The 18,940-nt window shown below is 60.7% G+C and carries 13 protein-coding genes; 7 read left to right on the top strand and 6 right to left on the bottom strand.

The window, feature by feature from the left end; translation table 11 throughout:
• Positions 1-70: 70 nt before the first annotated feature.
• From K7H91_RS10960 to K7H91_RS10940, 5 genes are all read right to left on the bottom strand, one after another.
• Positions 71-2,476 carry a beta-glucosidase H gene (locus K7H91_RS10960; protein ID WP_230720266.1) on the bottom strand — a complete coding sequence of 802 codons (2,406 nt, stop codon included), beginning with the start codon at positions 2,474-2,476 and terminating at the stop codon, positions 71-73.
• A 15-nt stretch (positions 2,477-2,491) separates the two neighbouring features.
• Entirely contained in the window at positions 2,492-3,322 is an 831-nt protein-coding gene (locus tag K7H91_RS10955; RefSeq protein WP_230720265.1) for an ABC transporter permease, read from the bottom strand.
• 1 nt (position 3,323) lies between these two features.
• On the bottom strand, positions 3,324-4,367 hold the full coding sequence (locus K7H91_RS10950) for an ABC transporter substrate-binding protein (protein WP_230720264.1): 1,044 nt from the start codon (positions 4,365-4,367) through the stop codon (positions 3,324-3,326).
• An 86-nt stretch (positions 4,368-4,453) separates the two neighbouring features.
• Positions 4,454-5,539: an ABC transporter ATP-binding protein gene (locus K7H91_RS10945; protein WP_230720263.1), complete on the bottom strand. Its 1,086-nt coding sequence runs from the start codon at positions 5,537-5,539 to the stop codon at positions 4,454-4,456.
• Between the two features lie 21 nt (positions 5,540-5,560).
• Positions 5,561-6,373 carry an ABC transporter permease gene (locus K7H91_RS10940; protein ID WP_230720262.1) on the bottom strand — a complete coding sequence of 271 codons (813 nt, stop codon included), beginning with the start codon at positions 6,371-6,373 and terminating at the stop codon, positions 5,561-5,563.
• Between the two features lie 119 nt (positions 6,374-6,492).
• Between K7H91_RS10940 and K7H91_RS10935 the strand changes: the two genes are divergently transcribed.
• From K7H91_RS10935 to K7H91_RS10910, 6 genes are all read left to right on the top strand, one after another.
• The gene (locus K7H91_RS10935) at positions 6,493-7,554 is read left to right on the top strand and encodes a LacI family DNA-binding transcriptional regulator (RefSeq protein ID WP_230720261.1); all 1,062 of its coding nucleotides are present in this window, start codon (positions 6,493-6,495) and stop codon (positions 7,552-7,554) included.
• A 454-nt stretch (positions 7,555-8,008) separates the two neighbouring features.
• Positions 8,009-8,908 carry a sulfate adenylyltransferase subunit CysD gene (cysD, locus tag K7H91_RS10930; protein ID WP_230720260.1) on the top strand — a complete coding sequence of 300 codons (900 nt, stop codon included), beginning with the start codon at positions 8,009-8,011 and terminating at the stop codon, positions 8,906-8,908.
• The gene (gene cysN, locus K7H91_RS10925) at positions 8,908-10,800 is read left to right on the top strand and encodes a sulfate adenylyltransferase subunit CysN (RefSeq protein ID WP_230720259.1); all 1,893 of its coding nucleotides are present in this window, start codon (positions 8,908-8,910) and stop codon (positions 10,798-10,800) included. Before cysD ends, cysN begins: the two co-directional genes overlap by 1 nt.
• A 14-nt stretch (positions 10,801-10,814) precedes the next feature.
• Positions 10,815-11,600, top strand: a complete 786-nt coding sequence (cysQ, locus tag K7H91_RS10920; RefSeq protein WP_269066156.1) for a 3'(2'),5'-bisphosphate nucleotidase CysQ — start codon at positions 10,815-10,817, stop codon at positions 11,598-11,600.
• 506 nt (positions 11,601-12,106) lie between these two features.
• Positions 12,107-13,252, top strand: coding sequence for a glycosyltransferase family 4 protein (locus K7H91_RS10915; protein ID WP_230720258.1), 1,146 nt, complete (start codon positions 12,107-12,109; stop codon positions 13,250-13,252).
• A 513-nt stretch (positions 13,253-13,765) separates the two neighbouring features.
• The gene (locus K7H91_RS10910) at positions 13,766-15,880 is read left to right on the top strand and encodes a GumC family protein (protein WP_230720257.1); all 2,115 of its coding nucleotides are present in this window, start codon (positions 13,766-13,768) and stop codon (positions 15,878-15,880) included.
• 136 nt (positions 15,881-16,016) lie between these two features.
• Here the strand turns inward: K7H91_RS10910 and K7H91_RS10905 are convergent, their stop codons facing one another.
• Positions 16,017-17,324 carry a UDP-glucose dehydrogenase family protein gene (locus K7H91_RS10905; protein ID WP_230720256.1) on the bottom strand — a complete coding sequence of 436 codons (1,308 nt, stop codon included), beginning with the start codon at positions 17,322-17,324 and terminating at the stop codon, positions 16,017-16,019.
• A gap of 413 nt (positions 17,325-17,737) precedes the next feature.
• On the opposite strand from K7H91_RS10905, the gene K7H91_RS10900 reads away from it, so the two are divergent.
• Positions 17,738-18,877, top strand: coding sequence for a lytic murein transglycosylase (locus tag K7H91_RS10900; protein ID WP_230720255.1), 1,140 nt, complete (start codon positions 17,738-17,740; stop codon positions 18,875-18,877).
• The last annotated feature ends 63 nt before the right edge of the window (positions 18,878-18,940 follow it).

Here is an 18,940-nt window from a genome sequence, read left to right as displayed (position 1 = left end):
TTTGATATCAGGCAGGAGATCATCCACGTTTGCAAAAAAATCGTGGATGATCCGCCCAAACCACCTACTACTATTCAGGCGCGACGGTTTTCATAATGCTAAAATCTGCGGACGAAGCGCCGATGGCAAGTGTGAGGGGGAGGGGGGTACGTACCCACGCGCGCTGGTCGGGGTCCCATGTGCAAAGCCTGCGTTCCGGGATCGTGATTGTGACGCTCCGGGCCTCACGGGCTTCGAGCGTGACCTTCGAAAAGCCGACGAGGCGTATCGGCGCGCCGGTTTCGCTCATCAGGTAGATCTGCGCGACCGTGCCGCCGGCGCGCTCCGACCGGTTGGAAAGATCAAGCTCGACAGTGACCGCCGATCCCGCGCAGGCGAGCCGTGCATCGATAAATTCGATCCTTGCGTAACCAAGGCCGTGGCCGAAGGGGAATTGCGGCCGCGTGCCGCGCGCGGCAAAGCCGCGATAGCCGATGGCCGTTCCTTCGGCGTAGACAACCTTGCCGTGGGCCTCGGGGCACCGGGTGAGCGCGCCGTAGTCCTCACCCTCGGCGGGAAAACTCTGGGGCAGGTGTCCGCCCGGCTCGGCTTTGCCCGTAAGAATGTCGGCCAGCGCGTTGCCGCATTCCTGGCCCGGATACCATAATTGCAGGATCGCTGGCACTTTTGCCGCCCAGGGCATGGCAACGGGCGCCCCGGACTGCATGACGACGATGGTCGAGCGGTTTGCAGCCACCACCGCCTCGATCAGCGCGTTCTGCGCGGGCGGCAGGTCGAAGCTTTCGCGGTCCTCCGCCTCGGTTTCCCAGTCGTCGTTGAGGCCGGCGACCACGACGACCGCATCGACCTTGCGCGCGAGCGCCACGGCATCCTCGAGCGAACCGAGCGCCGAGGGCGCCCTGAGGCCGAAGCGCACGGCCTTCAGCGTGGTGGTGATGCCGTCGCCGCAGGCGTAATCGACGCTGATTTCATAGCGTTTTCCGGCTTCGAGATGGACCCGGCCGCGCCGCTCGGCGCAGCCATGGCCGAAATAGCTGAAGCCGCGCGTCCAAGTCTCCCATGCTTCGAGAATAGGTTCTCCATCGATGGCGAGGCGGCTGGTGCCCGCGCTCATCAGGCCGATCTCATGCCATCCCGTTTCGCGCGCCTCGTAGCGAGCCGAAAGCCGTGCCGAAAACGCGCGGTGATCGACCTCGGCCGCCACCGGCCCGAACCAGCGGAACTCGCTCCTGGCACCGGTCTTGGTGAGCACTGGCGGGCCGGAAAAATCGGTTCCCGCAAAAAAACGGATGTCGATGGGGCCGTCGATCAGCGGCAGGTAACGGTCGCCGGGACAGCCGAGCGCATAGTCGACCTGCGCATCGGGAAACGCCGCGCGGATGCCTTCGAGCGGAGAGATCGCATAATGGGCATTGATCTGGGCCGAGCCACCGCCGAACATCACCGCCCTTGCCGCATTGGGGCCGATGACGGCGATGCGGCGGGGCGTCGGGCCGGCGAGCGGCAGTAGATCGCCGTCGTTCTTCAGCAGGACGGCGGCCTCCGCGCCGGCGCGACGGATCAGGGTGCGCGTTTCGAGCCGGTCCTCGGCGCGCTCGGTCTCCAGATCGTCAGTCGTTTTCGCACCAACGCGCTCGATCAGCCTCAGCACCCTTCGGGCGGCGCGGCGGACGGCTTCGCGCGGCACATCTCCGTTTTCGACGGCCTCGACCAGCATGTCGCCGCGGAATTTCCCCGGTCCCGGCATTTCGAGATCGAGACCGGCGACAAGGGCCGCTGCGGTTGAATGGGTTGCCGTCCAGTCCGACATCACGACGCCCTCAAACCCCCATTCCTGGCGCAGGACGGTATCGAGCAGCCACGGATTTTCGGAGGTATGGACGCCGTTGAGCGCGTTATAGGCGGTCATCACGCAGGCAACGCCGGCCTCTTTCACAGCCGCCTCGAAGGGCGGGAGATAGATCTCGCGCAGCGTCTTCTCGTCGATCTCGGAACTGGTGGTGCGGCGCTCATGCTCGCATTCATTGCCGATGAAATGCTTGATCGTGGCGGCGACGCCCTGCGACTGGACGCCCCTGACATAGGCGACCGCCATGGTCGAGGCGAGAACGGGATCCTCGGAAAAACACTCGAAATTGCGCCCGTTGAGCGGGTTGCGATGCATGTTCACGGTCGGGCCGAGCAAAATGCGCGCGCCCTTCGAACGCGCCTCGCGGGCCAGATCCGCGCCGATTTCATGGACGAGGTCGGGATCGAACGTCGCCGCGAGCGCGATCGCGACCGGATAGGCGGCGGATCGCACGCCGCCGGAAAAATCCTCCCCGCGCGCGCCATTTGGGCCATCGGTCATCTTCACGGCTGGAATGCCGAGGCGATCGATGGCTGCCGTGCGCCAGAAGGACGCGCCGGAGAGCAGGCTGACCTGCTCGGCAAGCGTCATCGCGTCGAGCTTTTCGTCGAGGGTCATGTCGGTCATGTCAAAATATCTGTTTCAGCCGGCGCGGCGCTTGAGGGACCGCGAGAGCCCGTAGCTCACAGCCATTGTTAGAATGAGGGTCGTGGCCAGGAGGACGAAGGCGAGCGCCGCGCCGAAGGGCCAGTTTCCGGCGGTCATGAACTGGTCGTAGACGGCAGGGGCCAGCATGGTGAAGCCGGGGCCGCCGAGCAGGACCGGGGTCGCATAGGCGTTCATGGAAAGGATGAACACCAGCATGCTGCCCGCGAGAACCCCGGGGGCCGCTTGCGGTAACAGGACGCGGAAGAACACCTTCAACGGTGTCGCGCCGAGATTGGCGGCGGCTTCCTCGGTGTCGCGCGGAACGGTTTCCACGACGGAGGAAAGCGTGAGGATCATATAGGGCAGTACCACCGCCGTCGTGCCCACCACCACGGCGAGCGGGGTGTACATCAGCGTGAGCGGGCCGATGCCGAACATGCCGAGGAAGGCGTTGATCGCGCCATGGGTGCTGAGCAGCGCCATCCATCCCGCCGCCCGGACCACATTGCCGACCAGCAGCGGAAACAGCGTCAGGATGATCAGCACCGATTTCCACCGGCTCTGCATGCGCGCCAGCCAATAGGCCGGCGCGAGCGAGAGCAGGAGGCAGAGCGTCATGCACAGGAACGCCACGCCGACCGTCGTCAGGATGATCTCCTGGTAATAGGGATCGGTCAGCGCGGCGATGTAGTTTTTCCCGCTGAACGCCGCGGTCATCATCTCCATCGGGCTGTAGTGGTTGAGCGACATTCTGAAGAGACCCGCCATCGGCAGGACCAGCAGAACGAAAACCAGCAGCGCGGCGGGAAAAACCAGGAGTGCCATTTCAGCCCTTGAACTCGCGGTTCCAGAAGTCGAGGATCTCCGTCTGATGCTGCATCAGATAGTCGTCATCGAGCCGGATCAGGCGATCCTGGTCCGCCGCAGGCAGGCCGATTGCCGCCTCGAGTTCCGCAGGCAGTTCGGCGTCGGTCACGGTCGGCAGGTAGCCCATCTTGGCGGCGAAGCCGATTTGGGCCTCGGGGTCGAGCGCCGCATCGAGATAGGCGAAGCCGCCCTCCTTGTTGGGGGCGTTCTTCGGCACGGCCATCTCGAACGCGATCGGGATCGCGCCCTCCGATGGCACGGCGCGTTCGATGTTGAGGCCGCTCTGGCGCCAGGAATACGCCCTGGAGACGTAGTTGAGCGTGATCCAGATATCGCCGCTTTCGAAGGCCCCGGCGATCGCTTCGTTCGAGGGCAGGATCTGGACGTCCTGCTTGTCCTTGAGTTCGAGAAGCTTGGCCTGGCCGGGGGTGAAATCGCTCATCGAGCCGCCGCCGACCAGCGCGGCCACGGCCGAGGTCGCCACATGCAGCTTGTCGGATACGCCGATCTTGCCCTTGTATTCCGGCTTCCACAGATCGGCGTAGGAGGTCGGCGGCGTGGTGACCTTCTCCGGATTGTAGAGTATGGCGATGTAGGAATAGATCTGGGGCACCGAATAGGTCTTGCGCAGAGCCGGGATGACCGCGGAAAGCCGCGGAACGTTCTCCTCGGTGACTTCCGACAGCACGCCGAGCTTTGCCATCGGATACATGTCGAGGTCGGCGAGCACGGCCACGTCGAAGCTCGACTTGGCGCGCATCTTCTCGGTTCTGAGCTTGGTCTGGCGGGCCTCGGTCGAGGAGATGTCCTGAAGGACCTCGTAGCCTTCCGGGGCCATGATCGCCTCATCGACGGTCGCGCGCAGGATATCGCCATAGTCGCCGCCGAAGACGGAGGCAATCACGGTGCCCTTGTCGGCGGAAAAGGCCGGCCCGGCGGCGCCGAGCGCGATAAGCGATGTCGCGGCGGTGCCCACGAGGAAAGCGCGGCGGGTTGTTTTCATTCTGTCTGACATAGGCTGTTCACTCTTCCTTTTGATCGTCTTCTCGTCCGGATCGTTCAGACCCGGCTTGCCTGGTCCGGGGCCGTTCAGGGCCGCTCGGCAAGCAGGCGCGCGTCCTGCGCCTGCCATGTTGCGAAAACCTCCGCTCCGGGCTTGAGAGCGGAAAGAGGGGTGTTGCGGGAGGGCGTGGGCATGACCGCGACAAGCGATGTGCCGGCAAGATCGAGCTCGAACTCCGTCTGGGCGCCGAGATAGGCCATGCCGCTGATCCGCGCGCGCTGGCGCGTCGCGGCGTCTCCGGGGTCGGGCTCGGAGGCGACGGGGACAAGTGTGATCTTTTCCGGGCGCAGGGCGAAGGTCACCTCCCGCGCGCCCGCATCACTCGCGGGATCGCAGGGCAGTTCCGATCCGCCCTCGCTGACAAACAGCCCCGGCGCCTTTTGCCGGCCCGCGATCAGGTTGCAGCGGCCGATGAAGCCGGCGACATAGACATCATCCGGCGTGTCGTAGATTTCCTGCGGCGTGCCGATCTGGCGGACCACGCCGCCTTCCATCATCGCCAGGCGGTCGGCCATGGTCAGCGCCTCGTCCTGGTCGTGGGTCACCATCAGCGTCGTCAGCCCCAGCCGCTGCTGCAGGTTGCGGATCTCATGCTGCACCTCGCCGCGCAGCTTGGCGTCCAGATTGGAAAGCGGCTCGTCGAGCAGCAGCATTTTCGGGTTGATCGCCAGCGCCCGGGCGAGCGCCACGCGCTGCTGCTGGCCGCCCGAAAGCTGACGCGGCATGCGCTCGGCCAGATGGTCGAGCCGCACCATTTCCAGCGCCTGTCTGATCCGCTCGTCGCGTTCGGCCCGGCCGATCTTGCGCATTTCAAGGCCGAAGCCGACATTGGCGGCGACGCTCATATGCGGAAACAGCGCATAGGACTGGAACACCATGCCGGTGTCGCGACGGTAGGGCGGTAGCCGGGAGATGTCCTCGCCGCCAAGCAGGATCCGCCCCTCGGTCGGCTTCACGAAGCCGGCGATCATCCGCAATGTCGTGGATTTTCCGCATCCCGATGGCCCGAGCAACGCCACCAGTTCGCCTTCCTCGACGTGAAGGTTGATGTCCTTCACGACGCGGGTGTCGCCATAGGCCTTGGCAAGATGTTCAATGATCAGTTCGCTCAAAACACTCTCCGGGCCTTGGGGTCATAGGACGCGCGACAGCTTGACGTAGCGGTCGGTCACCAGCATCAGCACGCCGATCAGAAGGATCTGGATCGTGCCGACAGCGGCAAGCGTCGGGTCGATCTTGAATTCGAGATAGTTCAGCATCGCGACCGGCAGCGTGATCTTGCCGGGGCCGATCAGCAGCAGCGAAAGCTCTAGATTCTCGAAACTCTGGATGAAGGAAAACATGCTGGCCGCGACAATGCCGGAGCGCAGCATGGGCAGGGTGATCCGCCAGGCGACGACAACCGGCGGCGCGCCGAGATTGGCGGCGGCTTCCTCGACGCGCAGATCGACGCCTTCCATGCTGGCGGCGACCAGACGCACCGTCCACGGGATCGTCAGCAGCACATGGGCGGCCACCAGTCCCGCCGTCGTGCCGACGATCGTCTGGTCGATGATCGCTTCGGCGCGGATGTAGAAGATATAAAGCGCGGTCCCCATGATGATGGCTGGCACCGCGAGCGGCCCGAGCAGCAGCGTGGAAATCACGCCCTTGCCGCGAAACCGGCCGCGATTGAGCCCGTAGGCTGCCAGCGTTCCGAGCGGCACGCCGATGGCGGTCGCGATCAGCGCCAGCTCCAGGCTCATGATCAGGCCTTGCGTGAATTCACGCCGCGCCCAGGCGTTGACGAACCACCGCAGGGTGAGCCCGTCGGGCGGAAAGCTGATGATGCCCTGGTCGAAAAAGCTGATCGCCACCACGGTCACCACGGGCGCGAGAATGACCGCGTAGGCAATCACGATCAGCGCCGACAAGATGGACCTCGAAAGAAGGTGGCTCGAAATCATGGGATCTGCTTTTCCTCGCAAGCGCCGCTGAAAAAAGTGGAAAATTCCGCTCGAAATCATATGATGACGTCACCATTTGCAAATGATGACGTCATCATCAATAGAAAAAGAGGCCCGGCGTGGAAAAAAATCGACACTTGTCAACCATGGGGGATGTGGCGCGGCATGCGGGCGTGTCGCCGGCCACCGTGGCGCGGGTGCTCTACGAGCCGGACAAGGTCGGACCGGAAAAACAGCGGCGCGTGCGCGAGGCGCTCAAGGCGACGGGATACCGGCCGAACGCGGTGGCGCGCGGGCTCAGAACCAAGCGCAGCTGGACGATCGGCCTGATCGTCGTAGACGGCTCGCTCAATCCGTTCTTCAGCCAGTTGAGCCAGGCCATCCGAAGCGAGGCGCTTGCCCGCGGATACAATGTGCTGATGTTCCAGCACGGCATGAAGCCGGAAGTCGAGGCGAGCGCCGTGGTCCAGCTCCTGCAGCAGCGCGCCGATGCGGTGATCTTCTCCTACGGTATCAACGCCAGTGGCATGGCGCCGTTACTGCAGGCGGGCGTACCGGTCATCCAGATCGAGCAGGAGGTCTGCGGGGGAACCGATGCGGTCCTGATCGATCCGGCAAGCGGCATCGACCAGGCGGTCGATCATCTTCAGGCGCTGGGACATCGGCGCATCGCCTTTATCGGCGGCGCGCCCGACCGCTATAACCGCGCCCGCGTGCACGGCACCTCGATGGAGGAGGATCGTCTCGCCGCCTTTAGCGCCGCCATTGCCCGCCACGGCCTTGATGATGATCCGGCCCTGATCAGGCTGGGGCTTTATTTCCCGCTGACGGGCGATGACCCGGCAAGCGAAGGCCGGAAGATGATGCGCGACCTGCTCGGCATCGAGCGCCGCCCGACGGCTGTCCTCGCCTCCAGCGACATTCTCGCGGCCGGGGCATTGCAGGCCCTCGGCGAGGCCGGGCTCAGCGTACCGGACGACATGTCCCTCATCGGCTTCGACAATTCGATCGCCAACCTGCTGACGCCGCCGCTGACCTCGGTAGGCCGGCCGCTGCAGGCCATGGGCCTGGCCGCCATCGACCTGGTCGTGGAAGCGATCGAGAACCCCGATCGAAAGGTGCGCACCGTGGTTTACCAGACGGAACTCGTCACACGGAAGTCGACCTCAAGGATACGTTAAGATACACAGTGGCCGCAGCTATTGCAGAGCGCACGGTTGTGGATTAGCAGGATCGGCGGTGTCGGTGACGCTAGTGTTAAGCCGCGTGATTTTCAGACCGGAGGCAAGGCCATATCAAATACTTGGCCGACCACTGGCGGCTCTGCTCTGCGCGCCAAAATCGGATATGCCCGGTGACGCACGATTTTCAAGATATAAGCAGCGGCACATCGCTGGTCAGGGAGCGCGTTGCAGCCCCACGTTCAACTCGTCGACAGAGCTGAGGAGGCCTGAAATTCAGGCTGTGGCCGAGGGAAAGTCCTGCAAGCAAGTTTCCGGACGGCTGGTTTTTAGGATTTTTTTCTAAAGACAACGGGATCAAGGGTCAAATTGACATTTTAATTTTGCGTATGAACCTTTATCTCTAGGCGACATTTGGAAAATTCGGTTTCATTCATATTATCGGGAATATTCAATGGCTCTTACACATTTGCAGAGACTGGAGGCGGAATCGATTCATATCTTCCGCGAGGTCGCCGCGAGCTTTTCGAGGCCGGTGATGCTGTATTCCATCGGCAAGGATTCGTCGGTGATGATGCATCTGGCGATGAAGGCGTTCTATCCGGCCAAGCCGCCTTTTCCGTTTCTCCATGTCGACACCACCTGGAAGTTCCAGGCGATGTATGACTTCCGGCAGAAGATGGCGGACGATCTCGGCATAGACCTGCTCGTTCACGTCAATCCGGAAGCGGTCGAGGTCGGCATCAATCCCTTCGATCACGGCTCCAACACCCACACCCATCTCTGGAAGACGGTTGGCTTGCGCCAGGCGCTCGACAAATACGGCTTCGATGCCGCTTTCGGCGGCGCGCGGCGCGACGAGGAGAAGTCGCGGGCCAAGGAACGCATCTTTTCCTTCCGCAATGCGCAGCATGCCTGGGACCCGAAGAACCAGCGTCCGGAAATGTGGAAGACCTACAATACCCGTGTCGGCAAGGGCGAATCGATCCGCGTCTTTCCGCTGTCGAACTGGACCGAGCTCGACATCTGGCAATATATCATGAAGGAGAATATCCCGATCGTGCCGCTTTATTTCGCGGCGAAACGCCCGGTGGTCGAGCGCGACGGCGCGCTGATCATGGTCGATGACGCGCGCATGCCGATCGGCTCTGATGAGGCCGTGACGGAGAAGATGGTGCGTTTCCGCACGCTTGGCTGCTATCCGTTGACGGGCGCGGTCGAATCCGATGCTGACGACCTGCAGGCGATCGTGCGCGAGATGCTGACGGCCAGAACCTCGGAGCGTCAGGGCCGGATGATCGACAAGGATGAGGCCGGGTCGATGGAGAAGAAGAAGCGCGAGGGGTATTTCTGATGGTCGAGGATGTTTCCGGCGACATGATCGCCTATCTCGCCGAACAGGAAAAGAAATCGCTGCTGCGCTTCCTGACCTGCGGTTCCGTCGATGACGGCAAGTCGACCCTGATCGGCCGCCTGCTTTACGACACCAAGCTGATCTTCGAGGACCAGCTTGCCTCGCTTCAAAGCGACAGCGCAAAACACGGCACGACCGGCGCGGATATCGACTTCGCGCTTCTGGTCGACGGGCTGGAATCCGAGCGCGAACAGGGCATCACCATCGATGTCGCCTATCGCTTTTTCGCGACCGCCAAGCGCAAGTTCATCGTCGCCGATACGCCCGGCCATGAGGAATATACCCGCAATATGGCCACCGGCGCCTCGACCGCCGATCTCGCCATCGTGCTGGTCGACAGCCGTCAGGGCATTCTGCGGCAGACCCGCCGGCATTCCTTCATCGCCTCGCTGCTCGGCATTCGCCATATCGTGGTCGCGATCAACAAGATCGACCTGATGGAGTATTCGCAGGAGGTCTACGACCGGATCGTCGCCGATTATCTGGAATTTGCCAGGGATCTCGGGTTCGAGACGATCGTGCCGATCCCGATCTCGGCGCGTTATGGCGACAATGTCACCCAGCCCTCGCAAAACATGCCCTGGTACAAGGGGCCGGCCCTTCTGGACCATCTTGAAACGGTGCCGGTCGAATCCGCCCTTGCGGAAAAACCGTTCCGCATGCCGGTGCAGCTTGTCACCCGTCCTAACCTCAATTTCCGCGGCTTTGCCGGGCAGATCGCGTCCGGCCGGGTTGCCGTCGGGGACCGCGTCACGGTCGCCAAGTCCGGCAAGTCCTCGGCGATCCGCCAGATCGTGACGATGGAAGGCGACCTTGAAAGCGCCGAGGCCGGTCAGGCCGTCACGCTTGCGCTCGAGGACGAGATCGAGGTCTCGCGCGGCAATATCCTGGTGGCGCCCGATGAGCGGCCCAATGTTGCCGACCAGTTTCAGGCGAAGATTATCTGGTTCGACGCGGACGCAATGATCCCCGGCCGTTCCTATATCTTGCGCACCGAGGCGGACCAGACGCCGGCGACGATCACCGCCCTCAAATATCAGGTGAACGTCAACAGCTTCGCCCATGAGGCAGCCAAGGCGCTCCACATGAACGAGGTCGGGGTCTGCAACATCTCGACCCAGGCGCCGATCGTGTTCGATGCCTATGCGGACAACCGCGCCACCGGCAATTTCGTGATCATCGACCGGATATCCAACAAGACCGTCGGCGCCGGCATGATCGATTTCGCGCTGCGCCGGGCGGACAATGTCCACTGGCAGGCGGTCGAGATCAACAAGAAGGCGCATGCGAGCCTTAAGGCGCAGACGCCGGCGGTGCTGTGGTTCACCGGGCTTTCGGGCTCGGGCAAATCGACGGTCGCCAATGCGCTGGAAAAGATACTCCACGCCAAGGGCAAACACACCTATCTGCTTGACGGCGACAATGTTCGCCACGGCCTCAACCGCGATCTCGGCTTCACCGCCGAAGACCGGGTCGAAAATATCCGCCGCGTGGCCGAGGTGGCGAAGCTCATGGCCGATGCCGGGCTGATCGTACTGGTGTCCTTCATCTCGCCGTTCCGCTCCGAACGGCGGCTGGCGCGCGAGATGATGGAGGACGGCGAGTTCATCGAGATTTTCGTCGACACCCCGATCGAGGTCTGCGCCGAGCGTGACCCGAAGGGGCTCTACAAAAAGGCGCAGGCCGGAGAAATCGCCAATTTCACCGGCATTTCCTCGCCCTATGAACCGCCGGAAAACGCCGAGCTTCATCTCCACACCGTCGGCCATGAGCCGTTTGAACTGGCAAGCCGGATCGAGGATTTCCTCGCGAGCCGGGAGCAGGGGGAGTGAGCGCCATAGCGGATATGCAGCAAGTGTTCCTGGATGCAGCTCTTGAAGCCGGCAGTACGATCATGTCGATCTATGAGAACGGCATCGACGTATCCTACAAGAAGGATCAGTCGCCGGTGACGGCAGCCGACGAGCAGGCCGAGGCGATCATTCTTGCCCATCTCGCTCGGTCTTTTCCCGACATTCCCGTGATCGCCGAGGAGAGCGTTGCGGCGGGGCGCATTCCCGATATCACCGGCAAGGCTTTCTTCCTGGTCGATCCTCTCGACGGGACGAAGGAATTCATCAACAGGCGGGAAGACTTTACGGTCAATATCGCGCTCATTGAAGGCCGCGTGCCGGTTGCGGGCATCGTCTATGCCCCGGCCAAGGGCGTGGCCTACCGCACCACGGCCGACGGCGCCGAGAAACTCATTGTGGCTGATGGCGCCGTCGTGCGCTCCGAAACGATCAGATGCCGGCCAAAGGGCGAGGTTCTGACCGCGGTTGCCAGCCGATCGCACAACAGCCCCGAAACCGAGGAGTTCATGCGGCAGATCGGCGTTTCCGATTTCACCTCGGTGGGCTCGTCGCTGAAATTCTGCCTTCTCGCGGAAGGCGTTGCCGATGTCTATCCCCGTTTCGGGCGAACCATGGAATGGGATACCGCCGCCGGCGACGCAGTCCTGCGCGCCGCAGGAGGCACGACCGAGTGTGCAGACAATACGGTTTTTGTATATGGCAAGACGCGGCAGGCCGAGGACAACGATTTCGCCAATCCGCCGTTTATCGGATGGGCTCATCCGTTCTCACGACGGTAACTTCAAGAAATTTGCGGAGGAAGACTGTGCGGCGGCGGTGCGGAGCGTACCCGCTTCATACAAGGTGGCCCTTCGGGCCCTCTCTCGGTCGCGGGCAGACACTCTGCTTCCATCGCTTGTAGTGCCTATATCGCAGCGAATGGCATCGACGCTGATGTGAAGCCAATGAGGCAGCCCTGGCTGTTTCGAATTTGCGGGTCCCCGCGGCAAGAAATTTAGCGGTTAATACACTTTAAGATTGAATATATGAGAATCCGCATCTTTTTAGCGATCCGTAATCTCACAAGCAAATAAGTCTTTCAGTTCTCGGTTGACGAGGTTTCAATATCTGCTAATTTACAGCCAAAGCTGGATGCGTAAAACTTTATTTTTTAGTAGGTTACATTTTTTAGTTGCGATGTTTGAGTTAGATCAAACGTTTATTTGTAATTTTACTCAATTTTGATCGATGAAATTAGTTTGGGCGGCCTGGTCAGCCGTATTTTCACGCAGGGGTTCCACCTTTCATGAGTGGGTATTTTTTCCAGGCGCTGGTGTGCGCATTTTTTGTTTCCGCAGCGATATGCGCGCTGATTGTATCGACGCGGAAGTTTCATCTCAGATTTTCTGATCGTCGCAAAGACACCAAAGCTGTTCAGAGTGCTCATCGAGTGCCGACGCCGAGAATTGGCGGGGTGGCTATCATAGTCGCTCTTGTTGCATTCGGTATGTTCATACCGGATACGACCGGTCATCATCTATGGTTGTTGCTGCCCTCGCTGATGCCGGTCTTCCTTGCCGGTCTGGCGGAGGATCTCGGTTTTCACGTGTCGCCGCGTCGCCGCTTGATCGCCGCCGCAGTCTCGTCGCTGCTCGCTGTCGTGCTGTTCAAGCTCTGGATCCCGCGAGCCGACATCCCGCTGATCGGCACGATCATAACGTTTGCGCCGTTTGCGATCGCCGTGACCATTTTTGGCGGAGCTGGCATTTGCAATGCCTTCAACCTGGTTGATGGCGTCAACGGCCTTTCCAGTCTGATTGCCGTCGTCGTCGCGGCTTCCCTGGCGGCTATTGCTGCCCAGAACGGTTTGTTCGAGGTCAGCGCTTGGTGCGCCATCGTTATCGGAGCGCTGCTCGGATTTCTTGTCTTCAATTTCCCATTGGGGAAAATTTTCCTGGGAGACGCGGGTGCTTATGGCATCGGCCATATTCTTGCCTGGCTTGCCTTCCTGATACTGAACTTCATTCCGGACCTGACTCCGTGGGCGCTGCTGCTGATATTCTTCTGGCCGATCGCCGATACATTGCTTGCCATATTCCGTCGCCGCATCGCCGGTCGTCCCACCGATCAACCCGACCGGCTGCATTTTCATCAGTTGGTCATGCGCGCCCTCGAGATTGGTTTGCTCGGCCGGAATGCGCGGCATATCAGCAATCCCATGACGACGGTGATCCTGGCGCCGATGTTCACCGCGCCGGCTATTGCCGGTGTGTTGTTCTGGCACAACCCGGCAGCCGCCGCGCTTTCTATCGTTTTCTTCGCCGGCCTGTTCGTGGCGACTTATCAGTTCGGCGCCCGGCTCGCGAGCTGCCTGCGTCTTCCCGCCGGGACTAAGGTGCATTTCAACAGGCCTTTGAATCTCAAAAGACTTTCGCACAGAAAAGGCGGATGAACTGAGTGCAAATTGACGTCCCTCTGTCTTCTGCCACTGTTAAACGACGCATGGGCCCGTTTTTCAGGCGACACGCGCACGGAAAGGGGCGTACATAGCTTGCACTTATTAGGATCTTAAAAGACTATGCAATCTGGCCTTGATGAGAAACGATTTTGATTAAGCTTGTGCAACCCGCTCCACGATCTTTTGGTTGTGTTCCATGGCTGGGGCATTGCGCATAATGCGCCTTTTCCCGCGCTGGCAGAATTTCCTGCAGGCGTCCGGTTCCGGGCGAAAGAGCGGTTTGGTCGCAGAGCGCTTTCCGGTGTTGGTAGAAGGTGGCCGCAATGAGCCGCAAAATCGCGAAACTGTTGCAATCCTGGCTTCGACAGTCGGAAACTTGACTGGTCGGGACGCTTGGTCTATCGCCCGAACCGGCTCGCCCCATGAACGACTGCGTTGAAAAGGCGCAGGATCGACTGACGACAGGACCAACCCGATTTCCAGAAACGGCCTGAAATTTTGAGCGACATGCAGAACATTAGAACCAGTACTGAAAATGATGAAATCGATCTTCAGAAAATATTCTTCATTTTCTGGCGGCGTAAATTTCTGATCGCGCTGATATGCACTGTGTTCGTTCTGGCGGGCGGGTACTACGCCTTCAAAATGACGACTCCGATCTATGAGGCCTCCTCAGTCACGATGGTGAGCAGCCAGTCGGAGAAACTCATCGATCTGCCGAGCGTTCTTGCGCAGATTGGAACGGATGATGTCGCGCTGAAGTCCGAAATCGAGGTAATCAGATCGCGCATACTGATCGGAAAAGTCGTTGATATGCTGGATCTGACCTCGGATCCTGAGTTCAACGGAGCTCTGAGGGAACCGACGGCATTTTCGCAACTGGTCTCCAGCATCAAAGGTCTGTTGCCAACGAATTCCAAACCTACCGCCGGTCGGGTTGATCCGGAGCGGACGCGCGAACGGGTGGTAAGCGCTCTTCTTGCGCATTTCACGGCGAACGTGGTTCCCGGGACCACAACCTTCAGAATAACCGTGCAGTCTGAGGATCCTGAAAAGGCAGCGCTGATAGCAGATACGATTGCCGAGCAGTATGTCCAGCGTCAGATCGACGTCAAACGCGGCGCCACGGTCGATGCGATCGACTGGCTCAGCGACCGCGTGGCTGAACTCAAGGTCGCGCTTCAAAATTCCGAAAACGCGGTCAAGCAGTTCAAGACCGATACGCCGCTGACCACCCCTGAAGTGCTGAGTGGACTGGAGCGGCAACTGAAGTCGATCCGTGATCGCATCGACGAGACCCGACAGAGGGTCGCGGCCTCTGACGATTTCTTTGCCGCATTCGAGCAGGCAACGGGCTATGAGGACAAGGCTGTTCTGCTCGGCGATGCAACGCTCATCGATCTGTCGGCGACCGCGTCTCGCAGCAGAAGCGCTGCATCACGCTTCAATGCAAGAATGGAGACGCTGCTCGCCGAACGTCGCAGGGATGCGACGGAGAACAAGAGCCAGCTTGCCTCACTGGAGTCTGCGGAAGCGGCGGTTGAGCAGAAAATTCAGACGGAAAGCGCCGCTTATCTTGAACTGGAGCAGTTGACGCGTGAGGCGGAAGCCAATCGGACGCTCTATGAATATTTCCTGGCGCGCCTCAAGGAGACTTCTGCCCAGCAGGGGGTGCAGCAGGCTGACAGCGTCATCCTTTCCTACGCAGTCGAGCCCGGGGCCGCTAGCGCGCCGTCCAAGAAGCGGATTGTTCTGCTTTCCGGGTTTGTGGGTCTTATTTTCGGTTGTGCGCTCAGCATGCTTCTCGAAATGCGGAACAAGACTTTCCGCACATCTCAGGAACTGGAGGAACTGGCCGGCTTGCCCGTGGTTGGTATGCTGCCCCTCGTTCCGGCAAAACATCGGAATGATTTCTTCCACTATCTTCAAAGTCACCCGACATCGCCGTTTGCCGAGGCTGTGCGCAATCTCAGAACATCGGTTCTGCTCGCCCATCTCGATAACCCTCCGCAGGTGATCCTGCTGACGTCATCAATACCTGGCGAAGGCAAGACGTCGAGCAGCATTGGTCTCGCGCTCAACTTCGCCAGCATGGGAAAGAGAGTTCTTCTGGTCGAGGGCGATCTGCGTCGATTGACCTTCAATCGGTATTTTGACAATTCCAAACGCGCTGCCGGCCTTATTTCCGTGCTCTCAGGAAAAACGTCGCTTGAGGAAGCCGTTTTCCATCATGACGAACTCGATATCGACATTCTGTTTGGAGAGCGCTCGACGAAGAATGCGGCCGACATTCTCTCCTCACGGAAGATGGATGAGCTTCTTCGCGAAGCCCGGTCCAAGTATGATTTCGTCATCGTCGACGCGCCGCCTGTGCTGATCGTGCCCGATGCCCGCGTGCTGAGCCAGTTTGTCGATGCCATCCTCTTCATCGTCAAATGGGATTCGACACATCAGCGTCAGGTCGAAGAAGCAATCCGCTCGTTCGAGGAAGGCAAGATCGAGGGGCTGGTCCTGAATCAGATCGATCCGAACGGGTTCAAGCGTTATGGCTATAATTATGGCTATGGCTATGGCTATGCCGCCCACTATGGCGATAAATATTACGACACCGCGAGCGATTAGGGCATTTCGCGCGCAACTGATGAATCGGCACCTGCGACAGGACCGTGAAACACGGAGCAGGAACCGCAATGCGCTTCCGTCCGGACCGGACCCTTCGTGGCTCCGATCCGCGGATATCTCGGCGGGCCGTAGATGACTACCGACGCCCTACGCCCACATAGGCGATAAACCCGGCTGCCTCGGCGTCGCCTCTGTTATATATATTTCTCAGGTCGGCGAGCCTCGCCGTCGCCATTACGCCCGCCAGCCGGGACAGGTCGAGCGCACGGAATTCGTTCCACTCGGTCAGGATCACGGCAGCATCGGCATTCTCTGCTGCCTCATAGGCGTTTTCCAGCCATTGGACGCCCGGTAGCAGGGCCTCGCCCTCACGACGACCGTGGGGATCCACCACTCTGACATGCGCTCCTCCGCCCACCAACGCCGGCACGATGGTCAGCGATGGCGAGTCGCGCATGTCGTCGGTGTTGGGTTTGAAGGTCACGCCAAGAACGGCGATGGTCTTGCCGTTTACCGTGCCGCCACACAGATCCGTGACCTTTTCGACCATCCTGCGTTTGATGTCGTCATTGAGCTTGATTACCGTCTCGGTGATCTGCATCGACACGCCGTGCTCCTGACCGATCCGGGCAAGCGCCTTGGTGTCCTTGGGAAAGCACGAGCCGCCGAAGCCCGGCCCTGCATGCAGAAACTTGTTGCCGATCCGATTGTCGAGGCCAATGCCCTTGGATACGAGTTTAACATCGGCCCCCACGCGTTCGCAGAGCGCCGCGATCTCGTTGATGAAGGTGATCTTCGTAGCGAGAAATGCGTTGGCCGCGTATTTGATCATTTCGGCCGACTCCAGGTCGGTCGTAACGATTGGAAAGTCGCGCAGAAAGAGAGGGCGATAGATCTCGCCCATCACCTCTGCCGCGCGTTCATGCTGAACCCCCACAACCACCCGGTCCGGCCGCATGAAATCGTCGATCGCCGCACCCTCGCGCAGGAATTCCGGGTTGGAGGCGACATCGAAATCAGCCTGGGGGTTGGCCCTTGCAATGATTTCCTGAACCTGCCGGTTGGTTCCGACCGGTACCGTCGATTTTGTCACCACGACAGTATAGTCGTCGATGGCGTGGGCGATCTCCTCGGCCGCGGCGAAGACATAGGTCAGGTCGGCATGTCCATCGCCCCGGCGCGCCGGCGTGCCCACTGCGATGAAGACCGCATCGGCTTCCGACACCGCCGCGGGCAGATCGCTGCTGAAGTGCAACCGACCGGACTCCATGTTTCTGGCCATAAGCTCTTGTAGACCGGGCTCATAGATCGGCACCTGACCGGCTCTGAGCATGTCAAGCTTGGCCGGGTCCTTGTCGACGCAAACCACCTCATGGCCGAAGTCGGAAAAGCAGACACCGGAAACGAGTCCCACATAGCCGGTGCCGATCATTGCGATTTTCATGGGAAAATGTTCACTCTTCTGGCCGTTGACGGATCGCATGTATTATTGAGATGAATTGATTACAGTTGCACGACAGGCCTTGTCGAGTAGCGGCCTTCAAAAAAGAAAGTCACGATGGCCTTCGGCTTTACGGGAAAGGTTCGGTGTCGCCTTTTCGCGTTCTCGATATCGGCAAGGTAGCTCCCTGTTTTGACGCGTCGGGTTATCGAAAGACCGGGTTCCACTTTTTCGCCCGATGCTCTAACGCAGGCCGACAGGGCTGGAATCCTGCCAGCCCTGGTTGCACAGCGGAGAAACCTTTCGCCGCTGTGCTTTCCTCTCCCGCATCTCCATAAAATAGACGCAAGCGCATGCTCTTTCGGTCAGGAGGCCGATGCGCTAGGTTTGTGCACGAATGGAGCGGGGTTATCGCTATGTATCTGACGCGACGCGTGTTTTCTCTTGGGGTGATTGCCGCGACGCTTTCAGCGTGTACGAACAGTTCGGTGGGCAGTTTTTCCTCCGTTGCCGATCCGGCGATGCGGCCGGTGGCCAATCCGGAATGGAACGCGTGGGTGGCCGGGTTCAAGAGCCGCGCGGCCGCGCGCGGGATTTCCAACAACACGCTGGCGGCGGCGTTCGCAAATGCCGGATACACGCCGGGGGTTATCGAGCAGGACCGCAACCAGACCGAATTCAAGCGCACGCTGGAAGATTATCTGGCCATCGCCGCGTCCGACGAGCGTGTCGCCAAGGGGCGGGCGAACTACGCCCGTTACCGCGATGTTCTGGAGCGGATCGAGGCGACCTATGGCGTCGACGCCAATGTCATCGTCGCCATCTGGGGACTGGAAAGTATGTATGGCGAACGGCGCGGCAGCATTCCGGTGGTCTCGTCGCTCTCGACGCTCGCCGTCGAGGGGCGGCGCGGCGCTTTCTTCGAAAGCCAGCTGGTCGGGGCGATGCGGATCCTGCAGAACGGCGATATCACGCCCGAGCGGATGACCGGAAGCTGGGCCGGCGCCATGGGCCATACCCAGTTCATCCCCACCTCCTATCTCGGCTATGCCGTCGATTTCAACGGCGACGGGCGGCGCGATATCTGGGACGCCGACCCGACCGATGCGCTTGCGAGCACCGCGAACTATCTTGCCCGCTCCGGCTGGCGGAAAGGTCAGCCCTGGGGCGGCGAAGAGGGCTCGCCGGGCGCCGCCGTCGATGGCACCAGGATACAGCCGCAGGCGGGCGGTCCGGTCTTCGTCGTGGGGCACAATTTCAACGTCATCAAGCGCTACAATAATTCCACCAATTACGCGCTGGGCGTGGGATATCTCGCAGACCGGATCGCGGGCGCCGGCCCGCTCAGGGGCAGTTTTCCCGACGACAATTACGGCTTCAGCGCCGACCAGCGCAAGGAATTGCAGTCGCGGCTTTCGGCGGCGGGCTACGATGCCGGCACCATCGACGGCGTGTTCGGCGACCAGACCCGCGCCGCGATCACCGCCTACCAGCGGCAGAACGGGCTGAATGTCACGGGCGAACCGTCCATGGCTCTGCTGCAAAGGCTGAAGTGAAAACGGCCGTTCCGAAATAACCGGCATCGGCGCTTCCGGCCATGCCTTGCGGCATGCCATTGA

Origin of the sequence: Martelella mediterranea, from assembly GCF_021021415.1 — a bacterium.
Lineage (GTDB): Bacteria > Pseudomonadota > Alphaproteobacteria > Rhizobiales > Rhizobiaceae > Martelella > Martelella mediterranea_C.
Note: the sequence above shows the minus strand (reverse complement) of the source record. Positions and strands in the feature narration are given on the sequence as shown.